Genomic DNA, 14,520 nt, shown 5'->3' on the forward strand with positions numbered 1-14,520 from the left:
GTAATAAATTTTGAATCCGGAAATATTTTCTGCGTTAGATTCCCAGGACAGCATATCCTGCCCAAATACACATTGGCTATTAAATGCAATAAAAATGTTTAGAATACAAAAAAATAGAATAGGATTGTTCTTTACCATAGCGTTACCTCATTGAATATCAATATTGATTTATCCATTTTAAACTCAGCACCTTTAAAAGTTTTAATTTTTCTTTTATAGAGTTTTCTTGATCCCCAAAAATACCCCCTTTCTTTTGGCATCCTGCCGATAATTTCATTTCCCCTAATTTCATTTCCCCTAATTTCATTTCCTCTTATTAGCAAGAATACTGCCAGGAACTGAAGAGCCCTTTGCTACAGATGTTTTACATTTTTGCATGAAAAAAGTTGTATGATTATGTATACAGATCGATGCACGAATGGCTATTTTTTCAATTTGTCCTTTGTTGCCGTGAATAGAAATTTCCTAATGACCCTGGATATTTGCTATTGACTTTTTTGTGTGGTGATCGTTATTCTATAAAGATAGATGGAAAAATGGAAAAAAAGCTGGATTAAACAAAGCATCGTGGTTTGGTGATATCGGGGTTCGTCTTGCAATAAAAGATCATTATAAAATCTGAAAGTGATACTGAAACGACCCTATCTTTTTGGTGTCGATATTACCCTGGAAAAGTCTGGATCTAAAGTCTGGATCTAAAGTCTGGGTCTAAAGTCTGGGTCTATAGATTTGGGGAACGAATTGTTTTAAAAAAGGAAAAATGAATAGCGGAGTTATTAATAGTGATGAAAAATATGCGATCATAAGCGGATTCTGGAATAGAATACTTGCCTTTCTTATTGATGGCGTCATTCTTTCGTTCGTAGGTCTGATTCTGGGTAAATCAGCATTCGATTTGCTTGCGAGACTGGGAGGTTGGGGATGCCTGTTAGGTTTCTGTATAGCCCTGTTATATTTTGGGTTGTTGAACAGTTGCTTGGGCAAGGGCCAAACAATCGGTAAGCGGATTGTTAAAATTAAGGTGATCGACAGATATGGTAAGGAAACTTCCATAGGCAGATCGTTTGTTAGATATGTAATTCTTGGAGCGCCATTTTTCTTCAACCAGGCTGTTATACCGCAATCTGCAGCTTTGACGCCTATGGGATATCCTGTCTGTTTTATAATTTTTGGAATAGGCGGAGCCATTATTTATCTTTATATTTTTAATCGAAAGACAAGGCAGTCGCTTCATGACCTGGTAGTGGGTACTTTTGTCGTTAAAGCTCCTAATGCGGCGCCTGTTGGGTTTACGTCTATATGGAGAGGTCATTTAAAAGTTATAGGAATATGGTCAGTTCTTGTAATCTGTTTTTCAATATTATCACCCATACTTAGCAATCAAGGTTTATTTCTTGAAATGCTTGAAGTTCAGAAACATATCCAATCCACCGGCCAGGTTCATGCGGCTACAACAATTGTAGGAAAAAAACGGATTACCGGTAACGGGGAAAATACTTTTTTTCAGGCCCATGCAATATGGAAAAACAGGTTGGATGATCCTGATGCTGAGGCAGCAGAAGTAGCCTTTATTGTATTATCGAAATACCGGGATATAATGAAAAAAGATTTTTTAATAATTACAGTCTCATATGGATATGACATTGGGATTTCGAGAGCCTGGACCAGTCATCATGTGCGGCATACGCCTGAAGAATGGATTGAGATATTGAATCATAAGAATATGTAATGAAAGATTTTTTTAAAGTTACCGACCTTGATCGGATTTTTGAATATATACCTGATTTTACTGTTGTCGACTCCGAAATCATTTCACTTCCGGACACAACAGACCGAATAGTTGCTGCTGATATCATTTCAGGTGTTGATCTGCCCGGTTTCGAAAGGTCTACAATGGATGGATATGCAGTAAACGCAGCTTCTACCTTTGGCGCTTCCGGGGGAAATCCTGCTTATTTAACTATCAAAGGTTCTGTTGTAATGGGTGAAAGTCCGGATTTTTCGATCGAACCCGACGAAGCAGCCCTTATTGCCACCGGCGGTATGCTGCCTGACGGTGCAGACAGCGTCATTATGGTTGAGTATACCGAACAGATTGATGAAACTACCATAGAGGTATACAAAAGCGTAGCGCCGGGCGGCAACATGGTCGAAACCGGAGAGGATGTAGCCAGGGGCTCCATTATCCTTAGCCGCGGACAGAAGATAAGGCCCCAGGAGGCCGGCCTGCTGGCTGCCTTCGGTAATGAAGCAGTCGCTGTTTATAAAAAACCGATTGTCGGTATAATATCTACGGGTGATGAACTCTGTCCTGCAGGCAGAACTCCAAAGCCCGGAAAGATTCGTGATATCAATAGCTATACTTTATCTGCAATGGTTGAAAAGGCCGGAGGCATTCCCCGGGTTTTTGGAATTGTTAAGGATGACTTTGATTCTTTGCTTGCTGTATGCACAAAAGCCCTTGCAGGGTCGGATATGGTTCTGATTTCAGGTGGCAGTTCAGTCGGTGTACGGGATTTAACCATAGAGGTATTATCTTCCATGCCGGATTCCAGCATACTTGCGCACGGTATTTCCATCAGCCCAGGTAAACCGACGATCCTTGCAAAAATTGGAAACAAAGCTTTTTGGGGTATGCCTGGCCATGTGGTTTCAGCAATGATCGTATTTGCCATTGTTGCAAAGCCTTTTGTGGAACATATCGGTGGACTTGCACCCGAATACAGACGCTCTTGGAGACTTCCGGCAATACTCAGGAGAAATATATCATCATCCCAGGGACGCACGGAATTTGTCCGCGCCCGATTAGTGGAGGAGGATGGTGCGCTATGGGCAGAACCGCTTCTTGGCAAATCTACCCTTATAAATACCATGGTAAAAGCAGATGCCTTGATAGAGCTGGGACTGAATGCCGAGGGCCTTGATAAAGGTTCCGAAGTTTCGGTAATTATTTTATAGGCATTAACCGAAAGATTTTGGGTGTGTTACAGGTCGTCAGAGCCACATAGGGTGATTCACTGCCACCAAAACATCCCATCAAGATGTGGAAAGAAATTTTGAACAATCAGATCCGCAAGAGAATATACTGACTTGCTCTGATTTTATTAATAGTTTTTATGTATAAATATAGAAGGTTACATATATTTTGGAGAAAAGAACAGTTTTCAAAATAGTGTAACGCAATCAAAATTTCTCCAGAATGATAGCAAATTGAAAAATATTAGGGCTTTTTCAACGCTATAACGGCATCATGAAAACAAAGATGGATAATCGGTTTGCGATGGTATCACGCGAATCGACCATCTGCCGGTGAATCGGCAAAGATGGTCGACATGAGGCTGTTCGGGTGGTTTATGGGTTACTGGGGAGGCAGGTCTGATATGAATTCAAGTGCAAGATTGATGTCCACAAACTGATATTTCAATTCTTTTGCTTTGTCCCGGCACTCTGTACAGACTTCTTTGAATTTGCACTGATAAAATCCTCTTTCGTTTTTGGTTCATTGCGGAATAGTGTGGAAAAATATATGAAAAAATTAAAAAAAAAGTAGATAAAGTCAATTATTTTCAATAGTTAACAATGGAAAAAATCCTAACAAGGAGGAATTTCCAGATGTTATTTTTGCCAATTTCATTTATTAAGGATGCTCTTCGATCAGTGAAACGTATTTGTAAAGCAGAATTTAGAAAAGCTCTAAATTGTAAAATAAATTTGAGTGATGCCAAAATGATCTTATTTTATATACTCATCCCATTCCATGGGGAGGAGGTTTTTTTTATTATTATTGCACTCCTTGCAGGCCGTGACCAGATTGCCCTTGGTGCTTTTACCTCCACGGGCCAGGGGTACAATATGATCCATGGTCAGCTCTTTAACCGGAGTATTACGTCCGCAGTAATGGCATAGTCCCTTGGCAATTCGTCGTTTCCACCATTGCGTTGCCCTGAGTTCACGCGCTTTGCGTTTCTCTCTTTTAATATCAGCTTCATCAAGAAATTGTGCGTAGGGATCCATTTATTTTTTATTTAGTATCCGCTGAATTTCGATAATAACATAGTATATCAGCATTGTTCATATATTAATCATAGAGAATTTTAATCTAAAATTTTAAGCTCATTTGTGGTATTTTAATTGAATTTTGGTAAAAAACGGCAAATTGTTAACACCTATAGACGCACCTCTCCTATCCGCATATTTTTTAAAATCAACTATTTTTGATAAAATCCTTGTTCGGCTTATGCCAGCCCGAGTTTCATCAGTTTTTTTTCTTCAATCTTTTCTCCCATTAGAAGCTGAATAAACTTTTTAAGATTATAAGCGGTTTGACAAAGCAATGACCATATACGGTCTCCTTCAAATCCTCTATAAAGACTGCATCCAAAACCTCTAATATTTTTTGCAATAGCTATGAAACCTTCTGTTGCTGAACGGGCTTTACAGCAAAAACTCTGTTTTTCTTCGGATACATCTTTTTTACGCCCCAAAAAAACGTTACTGATATTGTCTGCAATTTTAAAATTACCATTGCTTCTGTAACCAAGGTCGGTAATAATATTTTCCGGTTCGCCTTTCATCCGTTTTTTGAACTGTTCGAGTGTTCCAGCAAAAAGCGTTTTATCATTTGGATTACCGATAAAATTTTCAATGGTAATCATGAATCCTTCCCTATTGAAAGTCATTTCCATTGTTGTGCCGAATTCACACTTCGGATGCTCTTTTCCTTTTACAATCGGGCGGGCATCCGGTTCATCAATGGATACAATCCGGTTTTTTATCTGTTTTTTACCTTCGAGTTTTTCTAAGGTTTGTGCTTCAAGAATAGTAAGAATAGCAAACATATTGTCAGCTTTTATTTGTTTTTTCTTTGTGGTCTTTAATGATTCAACTTTTTTATCAAATATTTTTAGAGCAGGAATAAATAATATATTAAATTTGAGTAACCATTCCAAACGGTTTTGTTTTTTGTTCAAAAAAAATTCTCGCCATAATTTTTTTACTTCATTATTGTCCCACCACAAGGAGATTTGATGCAAAACGGCAAATTGTTTCATTTTGTCAAAAGCTTTAAAAATTAAATGTACATCATTTGGATAGATAACGTTATTTTTCAATACGCTTGAATCTATCATAGCATTATCACCCTGTATTATCCCAGCTTTGCGTAGAACCTCAAAAACTTCTTTTTCTATAATTTCAACACCTTCTTCACCTATACGTTTTCGAAATACACATATAGAACTCGGATCCAGGCATGTTTGCAATTCCTCATTTGTGATGTTACAAAAATATTGAATATAGTGGTTTTCTTTTATATGCTTAACCATTTGCCTATCACTTAATTGATAGTATTTTATACAAATCAAAATCGCTGTCATCATCCTGAGAGATTTTCCAAAAGCACCCTGACTGGTGTTATAAAATTTACACAACTTTGTAATCATTTTTTGCCATGGAATTATCCCACGGATAATAACCAATTCCTGAACTGGATTGGTTATATTTGCTTTCACCCATTCATCAGAAAGAACTTCTTCAAAAGTATTTTTTATCATCAGAATACCTCCTATCCTTTTTAGAGTGCTTAAAATACCATTTAGCTGCAATTTAAAAAATGGCATATACTGCTATGGATAGCAAAGCATTTCTTTCATAAAAAAGAAATTCAGCAGATACTATTTACTTTCAGCCCGATGCTGTTGAGCCATTTTTTTATCTCTTTAACCAGTATGTTATAATAGTTCCCTGATCCTCCCAAACCTTTTCTCCCAAAGAAATAATTTATTTCCAGGAAAAAAGGGATGTCTCTTATATTTTTTGAAGAGAAGAGGAAATCGAAACCGGCAAGGTTTATACATGTATCTTTGCAAAAAAGTTTTGCCGCCGTGCACGCGGCATGCTGCAGATCAGAATCTGAGGAATGGTCTATCTGAGCCCCTTTTTTAATGGATGTGCAAAACAGATCGTCATTGTTCTGTATACGCCAGTAAGAGATGATTTTCTGTCCTATAATAACGACACGCAATGACCTGTTTAGAGAAGGTATAAATTCCTGAATCATAAATCCCGTCTGGCCGGTTTTTTCATATTCAACAGCTTTTTTCAGCATAGAATCAAGCTGTTCCATTGTCTTCACAAGAAAAACATTGTCACCATCTCCACCCCAGTCGAATTTAAAGACAAAAGGCGGTTGTATCGGAAGCTTTGGAAAAGCGCGGCTGAATTTGTCCGTAAAGTTTTTTACTTTGTTAAAACTTTCTGTTTGCGGATATTTTATTTTTGCTTTTTTGAATAGTTTAATCTGTCCAATTTTGCCTGGGTATTTGAATCTTGCGTCATAGTCAGGAAATATATTCGACGTGTTATCGCTGATTATTTTGTAAAGGGATTCTTTGCACCCCTGGGGCAGAATAACGGCATCGGCCTTTTTTATGGCGTTAAGATCTTCCGCGTCCGGTTCCCGGCCGGCGCAGATGATGTTTTTATCTCCGACAAAACAGGGATGAAATGACAAAATCATCAGTAACCTAATTTCCTTAAGGCTTTTGTGTCACTACTCCAGTTTTTCTGGACTCTTACAAAGAGTTTAAGAAAAACTTTTGCTTGAAGCATACGTTCGATCTCTTTCCTGGCATCCTGTCCGATCTGTTTGAGTTTGCTTCCTTTTTTTCCAATAATCATGCCTTTCTGGGAATTACGTTCAACATGAATAACAGCCTCAATTTTAACCAGGCTGCCTTTTTTTTCTTCAGAAAAAGTGTCTATGGTAACTGCCGTTGAATAGGGTATCTCCTGGCCGGTTAAACGGAAAACCTTCTCACGTATCATTTCAGCCACAATAAATCGTTCAGGCTGATCAGTAAGAGAGTCTTCAGGAAATAAAGGCGGGCCTTCCGGCAGCAGTTGTTCCATAACTGCAATCAGTTCCTCTACCTGGTTTCCGTGTTTTGCTGAAACAGGGAGTATAGATTTAAAAGGATATACCCTTGACCAATTATCAATAAGTCTGAGGACCTTTTCTCCTTTTACAAGATCCGTCTTGTTCAGAGCTAGAACTACTGGCCGGTTCTCTTTTTTAAGCTTCTCTACAGCAAATTCTTCTGATTCCTTGTCATGCCTGGAAAGATCCACAACAATCAATATAATATCAACATCAGCAATTGTCGAGACCGCGGTCTCTACAATTATCTCGTTGAGTTTTCCCTTTGCCTTGTGCATACCGGGAGTATCTACAAAAATTATTTGTGATGACGACCTGTGATGAATTCCCAAAATTCGATTACGGGTTGTTTGCGGTTTTTTGGAAGTAATGGAAATTTTTTCACCAAGTATCCTGTTCAATAAAGTCGATTTGCCCACGTTGGGCGCTCCGATAATTGCCGCAAAACCGGATCTGAAACCCTTATGTTTAAAATTGTCAAGTTTATCTGTCATATTTTTACGAATCACACATTAAATGTTGGCGAATAAAAGAAGCAATCCTATTGTTGCCAATGCTGCTCCTGCAAATGTTTCAATAGAGTGCTCCACAAGAATTGCCGTCTTGTTTTTTTGGGCTATGTTAAATGAGGCAAGTTTGCCTGATATAGCGATTAAAACAACAATTGACATGGTAAGAGCCATGCCCATAGAAATCATTATCCCTAGTATTATCCCTAAAGCGATTAAATCGAGTGATAAGGCAAATAACATGACCATCACTACGCCCGGACACGGGATGCATCCGACTACAAAAGCAGATAAGATAGGGTTAACATACTGTCTGTTTTGTCTATTATCAAAATTGCGTTGGTTTTTTCCATCATTTTTTATTAGTTTGTAAAGACTGTTACCTAAGTTGAGCGATTAGCTGTTAGTAATTAGCTGTTAGCCTTGAAAAATCAAGGTATTACATCAGTAAAAAATAACATCCAATGAGTGAAAATGCGTAATCGCAAAACATCTTGTAATTATTAAGCTAAGAGCTAACAGCTAAAGGCTAACCGCTTAGTTTAGGTGTTAATAAAAATTCCTAAACCTAAACAAGATATAATGCTGTAACTGATGATTTGGGTTATGAGTGTAACATGTTCAAGATTATTTATGATACTCGCGTTTAGAACAACTCGTATCAAAAGTACAAAAACAATGCCTGAAACGCCATAAAACAGCGCTATGAAATTACCGAACAGTATACCATGTTTATATGATGGTTGTTGAGATAATACATATGACAAGGTTATGGCTTTGCCATGCCCTGGACCGGCTGAATGGATTACTCCATAAATAAATGCAGCCATAATAAGAAAAAATAATGGCCGGATACTATCAGTAACTTTGGCTTGCCGAATTAGATATGTTATTTTTTCTTTCAACTGATATTGCCATGTAATGATTTTGACGAAAAGTTTATTTTTAAAAGCAGGCCCGGGCGCGGTATGCTGTTTTTCCGGTTGTACGGTAAACGGGTTGGAGGCGCTTGCCAAAGGAATCGGTGGAAAGGGGAGTAATGCAATCGGAAGCAGTAATAAAACCAGAATGGTGATAGATTTTTTCATTGCTTTATGCGAAAATTTAAAAACAAGGCCCAAGGATTAATCATATCATAGTATATTGATGTTGATTCGTCTTCTTTAATAGCAGTTCTTACTTCAAATGCTTCAGAATTATCTAATGCCGCCGGATTTTTTTCTGCAAAGAAAATAGCACTATAATAAGATGGATCATAAACGGCAACAGTAATATTTTTAAAATTATTTGTGGCAGTTACATGGCAAGGCACAAAAAACTTGTAACTCAACTTGTTATTATTTAAAATAGCTGAAAAATTTTGAATAAATTTGACCTTAAAAGGTTTTTCGCCAATTTTTATAAAAGTAAAGTAGTTGTAGTTGGCAAGATATGAAAAAGCCTCTTTTTCTATTAGCACAATCTCATTTTTTTCTAAAAATCCATTTTGATTTTTATCATAATCACCAGCGATCATACCGGCAAACATCTCATCAAATTTCCAATGAATATTAAAGCCTGCAAGCCCTTTATCATCAAAAACAATTTTTATCCGATTAACAATAAATACATGCGGGTGAGATCTGGAAACACCGCAGAATATTGATAGAATAGTAAGGCTTATAACGGAAATAATTATAAGGTTTGTTTTTTTTGGCACAATGCTGTTCATTGTTTGAGAGTAGTTCTTATCATTTACATTGCCTTAAAATTTCACTTAAAATCTTACACGGTTTTACTGGGTAACATGATTTGGATAAGAGAGGGGCATCTGATATAATCTTTATAGAAAATTATTAATAAAAGCAATAAAAGTGTACGGGACGTTCTTTTTAAAATTATTTCAACCCAATTCGCACCCAAGGATTACATTTGAAATTGTCATTCCTTGTTTAAAGTGAATTGACATAAAGTTTACAACTAGGTATTAAAATATATCCGGTGGAACGGGGGAAGGCTCTGCCGTGATGAACCTGCAAGGGATAACCGGTGAAAATACACGCTTTCCATGAACTTGAAAAAAAATTTTCATAAATATCTTACAGGAGGAAAATGATAATGAGCATTACGATGGTACTCCCCGGCTCTTTAAAAAAGTGGATGGGGAATAATTCCGAAGCCGAGTGCGAGGGCGCTACGGTGCTTGAGTGTGTTGAGTTTCTGGAAAACAAGTTTAACGGGTTTAAAAAAAATATTGTAGATGAAAACGGTAATCTAAGAGATGAGGTACTTGTATTTAAAAACGGAACCAATATTATGAATCTAGAAGGGCCGGCTACCTCTATTGTAGATGGAGACGATATCAGCGTAATACCATTTGCAGCAGGGGGTTAGCTGGACATTAGGTAGGACCGCTTAAGTTTCCATGCGAAATACCAAGGATTATCCTTCAGTGAGAGTAATTCTGATCGATAATCCGCATACTATCTCGCCAAGAGCGGTAGAGAGAATCGACAAGCAAAAAGATGGCCATGATGAACAAGACTATTTTAGATCTCATCCGCCGTTTTCTTTTTTCGACTTCACGTTCTTTCGAGAAAAGTCGAACCGTGAACATCGTAGCTAATCCGGTTATCATGCCGATGGACAGCAACAATAGCGAAAATGAATATTTTTCCCTATGACCGCGCGCAGCTTCCTCGTAGAAGCTGTTTGATAAGCCTTGATATAAGATTTCACCTACCCAAACAAAAAATTGACCCAGATAGCTAAGTATGGGCTGAACAAAAATTATGACTAAGATAGATGCTATTATACTCGTGTATCTTTTATCATCAAGGGTCAAACATAATGACCCCATTTTTTTCGGTTGATCGTAAGTACATCATCTTCTATAGGCTCCAAATAAAGCTCAATTGCCTCTCGGATATTTCTGATTGCTTCTTCTTTAGTTTCACCTTATGAGATGCAACCCGGCAAAGATGGAACGATAGCCGTGTATCCACCTTCTTCGCTTGGTTCAAGATAAATTTTGATTTTCATATCTTCCTTCATTCGTATTCAGCACCGCGATTCACGGCGGCGGAGCCGCCGTGAACGTAAAGCTGAGGGGCTGGGCAACGATAAGCGAAAAACTTGATAAATGCATAAAGTGTCGATTAAAAACAGCCTTTCAAAACGGCACGGCTTTGCCCAGTCCCTCTCAAGTGCCTGGTTGGGCTTTATTTTTTTCAGCTTTAATTTGAGCGATGGCATTATCAAGGGTTATACCACCCAGCCAATTCTCACGCTCTTTTGTATAATCACCTCGGCCTACCGAAAACTGATTCAGAAACCGAATGGTGTCAACTATGCCCATTTCTTTGAATAGAATATGAGTAGCCTGACGACTAATTTCAGATATCGGTCTTGTTTCCGTATTCATATCTCTAACTCCATCACTAATTCGGTGGGGGATACCACCTTGGTATTTAATCCATCGAAGCTCTTAGCTTTTTTCAAAAATTTATCATCACACGTACAGAAATAATCAACTTTTGAAGCGGATGCAGATACCAAATGCAAAGCGTCCAGCGGTTTCAGGCCTAAAGCGCCAAACCGTCTGGCCAGAGATTCTATTTTTGTTGTCAACCCAACAGTTTCCATTGCTATTTTCATAATTGCCAAAGCATCGTCCTTACGCTCCTGATCAGGAATGCGATTAATTTCGAATAGCAACGCGTCGGACGAGATGAACTGCAAATGATTTGACTCACACAATGCGAGAATAACGAGTACTGCTTCAGCCTCAACAGCTATCCTTGGTTGTGTGCCGGGCACGGCACATGTTCTTAAAAGTGAGTCAAACGTATCATGCAGTAAATCGTTTGACAAGTCTTAGACCCAGCCGGATGGAGGCGAAGGGTATAGCGGTATTACAACGGGGTATCGGTGACGGTGCTTCGGAAGGCAGTAGCCCTGCTGAGGCAGGGTACCGCGAAAGTACGGGGTGACGAACAGAAATCGAGTCAGGCGTGCATGAGTGGGACGAGCCTGCAACACAAGGCAAAGTCCTCTATCCATTATAAGCTCTGTCCGTATACTCGGCGCCCACGTATTGAAAGACATGTGTTTACCCCGGGAGGTCTTCCATATGCCTTTTGAGAAGTCGCGTGCGACGGAATTTTGGCTGAGAACAGGGCAACCTGCTCTGACCGCATGTGAGAAGTCAGCAGAGGGCATAGTAGCCGTAGGAGAAACGAGCCGTGGATACCACGAAGGACTCACCCCGGCGAAGGCCTGAACGGTGCCCGCACCGAATGGTACGGGTAAATGGTTGTGGTGAGAGTATGGATGAATTACTTATTTGCATACTGCAGCAGGAGCTGAAATGCCAATAACGTACGAATTCTGAAAACCCGGTAAAATCGGTGGGATTTCTCACACCCGATTTTATCTTTACCAGCCGAACCGCCGTATACGCGATCCGTATGTACGGTGCTGTGGGAGGGGCGCTTAGTAATGGGCGTCCCTATCCCTATATGTGACTTTTTTTGTTTTCCTTCTGCAAGTTACAGCCAATAATCTTTTCTGGGCTATATCCAAATATTCTGCATTATTATCAATACCAACAAAACTTCTACTTAATTTTTTACACACAACTCCTGTTGTACCACTGCCGCAAAACGGATCAAAAACCAAATCACCAATATTACTTGATGCAACTACAGCTCTCTTAATAATTTCTTCTGGTTTTTGTGTCGGGTGTTTACCGAATACTTTTTCAGAACGATCTACTGCTGGCAATTTCCATATATCTCTCCATACTGATTTCATTGGCTCTCTATTTGAAATCATTTTAAGCATATCATGATTAAATATATGTTTAGAGGATTTTGTTTTTGATGCCCAAATAAGATGTTCAGAAGCATGAACAAAATATTTTTTACTTAAATTAGGCGGAGGATTTTTCTTTTCCCAAACTATGTTATTTAATATTTTAAAACCCAACTCTTGCAAAGCAAATCCAACAGAAAAAATATTATGAAATGTTCCACAAACCCAAATTGTGGCATTCTTTTTCAAGATACGTTGACACTCGGATAACCATTTTTTGTTATACGCATGAATTTCATTAATTTTTTTTGATTTATCCCATTCTCCTTTATTTACATTTTGCATTTTTCCACTATGACAAGTTATACCGCCTGAAGATAAAAAGTATGGGGGGTCAGCAAAAATTAGATCCACACAATTATCAGGTATGTTATTAAAGAATGAGAATGTGTCTAAGTTATAGAGCTTTATTTTGTTTGTTACATCATAGTAAAATGGTGAAACTGAACTCTCCGCAACCATATTTTGTTGCTCAAAATCAATTATATTATCAGATATATAGTATCTCATAAGATATTACCATAATCTATATGGGTAAAGCGAATGTATGGTTGTCCATAATGAAATTTGTGTGGATTTCACCCCGTTTTAACTTTCGTAAACGGAACAACTTTTGCTACTTGAGAATGGTTTGAATAGGTTTCCCAATCAGGTGAATATTCTTCTGCTTGATTACCCCATGTTGTCCACCCTTCTCTTGTTCCTCTACCAAAAAGCTCTAAAAAAGGACCCCAACTACAAGACTCTATTAAGTCGTATTGTTCATCTGGTTTTCTACTGTGCTCTCTTTTACGTGAAGAGATAATATTTTCTTGACTTCTCCCCGGTTGCAATGTTCTGATATTTTTACCACGAACACCAAAGAGAATCATTTCAGTCACGTTTCTAAAATAAAAACCAACTCCTCTTCTATCAGGGCCACCATCTTTTCTGATCTTATACCAAATAAGATTTGTTTTATATTTGAATCCCCAATGTTCCATAACTTGCATACCCTCTGCTAAAAGTGCATTTGGAACCCACAGATAAAGGTGTGCTCTATCTTCTGCAATAGCCTCAACAGGCAAATCTTTGATTTCTTGTAATTTCAATGTTGGGTAACGGGACAATCTCTTATGCTCTGGCGCCATTTTACCTGTACGATTTTGAAACTGCCACGGTGGATCGGCAAGTATTGTTGAAAATTTTCTTTTACCAATGAAGTTTAATAAATCATCTGATGCATTCATTTTTCTATCTCCTTTTATTTCTTCCAATCTGTAACAACAGTTGGATTAATTCCAAATACCAAAACAGGACAACCTCCATTACGACCAGCGTTTAAGCGATATAACAATTTCCCCATCCATGTAGTACTTGCTCCATATTTTTGTTTACATAATTTTTCATTTCCATCTTTATCGTAGTCAATACTGCCATTCTTTTTTAACAATGGAGTAATATCAAATATTTCATTAAGCTTTTCACTGCGAGTTATTAAAACAGCTACGCTAATAACACCACATTCATGAAACATTCGAAAAGCATATAAATCGCGATCATATGTCTGATCTTTACTATTCCATTCCATGTCAAGAGCAACTCTATCTTTGACATAATCAATTTTATGGCCATCAATATAGTTTTTCAATACAATAGCAGGCTTTTCAGGTAATTTATGTTTTTTAAGTTTCCCAGAAGGTAAAACCTCTTCACTTTGTTCTGAAACCTGAATAATCAGATCGCCTTGAATGCGAGTCTCAAACCAATTGTAAGGGCGTAAATATTCAGAAAATTGTTTTGGTATGACAGATTCATTCCCACCAGGAGAAGCTATATCTTTTAATGTTATTCTAAATTTTGTTAAAGCTTGTTCAATTTCCTTCAGTTCATTCGGAAATGAATTTTTTAAAATAGCGGCAGCATGCCTATAGCTATAAACATCATACATTTCTAAAATTTTGGAACTTATATTTTTAGAAACCTCTTTGATGTTATCTGCATTGTGATTGGGTTTAAGCTCAACCTCCTCTTTGCCTGCTTTTGATCTCATTTTCTTTGCTGTCCTTTTATTTAAAATATTTGCTTACTTTATTACATATAACGGCACGGCTCAGGGGCGGCAAACATGCGGAGCAACCAACTGAAGATTACCACCGGATTTCATGCGGGGCATTGACTTTGAAAATCCGCCGCGCTGTTTGCCGTCCCTTGAAGCCGATTGTTGTGCGATTATTGCTG

General features: G+C 38.1%; 16 protein-coding genes. 3 read left to right on the forward strand and 13 right to left on the reverse strand.

Translation table 11 applies throughout. The annotated features are described in order from the left end of the window. Positions 1 to 131 precede the first annotated feature (131 nt). Complete coding sequence (locus BuS5_RS09220) at positions 132 to 323, reverse strand: hypothetical protein (RefSeq protein WP_027354997.1); 192 nt, start codon at positions 321 to 323, stop codon at positions 132 to 134. Positions 324 to 760: 437 nt separating this feature from the next. On the opposite strand from BuS5_RS09220, the gene BuS5_RS09225 reads away from it, so the two are divergent. Both BuS5_RS09225 and BuS5_RS09230 read left to right on the forward strand, forming a co-directional pair. Next, positions 761 to 1,729, forward strand: a complete 969-nt coding sequence (locus BuS5_RS09225) for an RDD family protein (protein ID WP_051375171.1) — start codon at positions 761 to 763, stop codon at positions 1,727 to 1,729. Then, positions 1,729 to 2,958 (forward strand): molybdopterin molybdotransferase MoeA, encoded by a 1,230-nt coding sequence (locus tag BuS5_RS09230; protein WP_027354996.1) that lies wholly within the window; start codon positions 1,729 to 1,731, stop codon positions 2,956 to 2,958. The genes BuS5_RS09225 and BuS5_RS09230 overlap by 1 nt, the downstream gene beginning before the upstream one ends. A gap of 774 nt (positions 2,959 to 3,732) precedes the next feature. Here the strand turns inward: BuS5_RS09230 and BuS5_RS09235 are convergent. From BuS5_RS09235 to BuS5_RS09265, 7 genes are all read right to left on the reverse strand, one after another. Next, on the reverse strand, positions 3,733 to 4,014 hold the full coding sequence (locus BuS5_RS09235; protein ID WP_274428158.1) for an HNH endonuclease: 282 nt from the start codon (positions 4,012 to 4,014) through the stop codon (positions 3,733 to 3,735). A 221-nt stretch (positions 4,015 to 4,235) separates the two neighbouring features. Beyond that, positions 4,236 to 5,552 carry a transposase gene (locus tag BuS5_RS09240; protein ID WP_274427662.1) on the reverse strand — a complete coding sequence of 439 codons (1,317 nt, stop codon included), beginning with the start codon at positions 5,550 to 5,552 and terminating at the stop codon, positions 4,236 to 4,238. Between the two features lie 110 nt (positions 5,553 to 5,662). Continuing rightward, entirely contained in the window at positions 5,663 to 6,517 is an 855-nt protein-coding gene (locus BuS5_RS09245) for an ATP-grasp domain-containing protein (RefSeq protein WP_027354957.1), read from the reverse strand. Further along, positions 6,517 to 7,431 (reverse strand): GTPase Era, encoded by a 915-nt coding sequence (gene era / locus BuS5_RS09250; protein WP_027354956.1) that lies wholly within the window; start codon positions 7,429 to 7,431, stop codon positions 6,517 to 6,519. The genes BuS5_RS09245 and era overlap by 1 nt, the downstream gene beginning before the upstream one ends. Before the next feature lie 18 nt (positions 7,432 to 7,449). Beyond that, positions 7,450 to 7,689 carry a hypothetical protein gene (locus tag BuS5_RS09255; RefSeq protein WP_232223117.1) on the reverse strand — a complete coding sequence of 80 codons (240 nt, stop codon included), beginning with the start codon at positions 7,687 to 7,689 and terminating at the stop codon, positions 7,450 to 7,452. Positions 7,690 to 7,988: 299 nt separating this feature from the next. Next, positions 7,989 to 8,534, reverse strand: a complete 546-nt coding sequence (locus BuS5_RS09260) for a HoxN/HupN/NixA family nickel/cobalt transporter (RefSeq protein WP_027354955.1) — start codon at positions 8,532 to 8,534, stop codon at positions 7,989 to 7,991. Further along, positions 8,531 to 9,157, reverse strand: a complete 627-nt coding sequence (locus BuS5_RS09265; protein ID WP_027354954.1) for a DUF1007 family protein — start codon at positions 9,155 to 9,157, stop codon at positions 8,531 to 8,533. The genes BuS5_RS09260 and BuS5_RS09265 overlap by 4 nt, the downstream gene beginning before the upstream one ends. A 386-nt stretch (positions 9,158 to 9,543) precedes the next feature. On the opposite strand from BuS5_RS09265, the gene BuS5_RS09270 reads away from it, so the two are divergent. Then, complete coding sequence (locus BuS5_RS09270; protein WP_027354953.1) at positions 9,544 to 9,819, forward strand: MoaD/ThiS family protein; 276 nt, start codon at positions 9,544 to 9,546, stop codon at positions 9,817 to 9,819. A gap of 808 nt (positions 9,820 to 10,627) precedes the next feature. Here the strand turns inward: BuS5_RS09270 and BuS5_RS09275 are convergent. The 5 genes from BuS5_RS09275 to BuS5_RS09295 all read right to left on the reverse strand — a co-directional run bounded on the left by BuS5_RS09275 (position 10,628) and on the right by BuS5_RS09295 (position 14,332). After that, positions 10,628 to 10,849 (reverse strand): hypothetical protein, encoded by a 222-nt coding sequence (locus BuS5_RS09275; RefSeq protein ID WP_027354951.1) that lies wholly within the window; start codon positions 10,847 to 10,849, stop codon positions 10,628 to 10,630. Further along, complete coding sequence (locus BuS5_RS09280) at positions 10,846 to 11,244, reverse strand: type II toxin-antitoxin system VapC family toxin (RefSeq protein WP_027354950.1); 399 nt, start codon at positions 11,242 to 11,244, stop codon at positions 10,846 to 10,848. The genes BuS5_RS09275 and BuS5_RS09280 overlap by 4 nt, the downstream gene beginning before the upstream one ends. 675 nt (positions 11,245 to 11,919) lie before the next feature. After that, entirely contained in the window at positions 11,920 to 12,810 is an 891-nt protein-coding gene (locus BuS5_RS09285) for a DNA-methyltransferase (protein ID WP_198012215.1), read from the reverse strand. Positions 12,811 to 12,878: 68 nt separating this feature from the next. Further along, positions 12,879 to 13,529, reverse strand: a complete 651-nt coding sequence (locus BuS5_RS09290) for an MT-A70 family methyltransferase (protein ID WP_027353529.1) — start codon at positions 13,527 to 13,529, stop codon at positions 12,879 to 12,881. A gap of 14 nt (positions 13,530 to 13,543) precedes the next feature. Next, positions 13,544 to 14,332, reverse strand: a complete 789-nt coding sequence (locus tag BuS5_RS09295; protein ID WP_051374676.1) for a BglII/BstYI family type II restriction endonuclease — start codon at positions 14,330 to 14,332, stop codon at positions 13,544 to 13,546. Positions 14,333 to 14,520: the final 188 nt, after the last annotated feature.

This window comes from Desulfosarcina sp. BuS5 (genome assembly GCF_028752835.1).
In the GTDB taxonomy this organism is placed as follows: domain Bacteria; phylum Desulfobacterota; class Desulfobacteria; order Desulfobacterales; family BuS5; genus BuS5.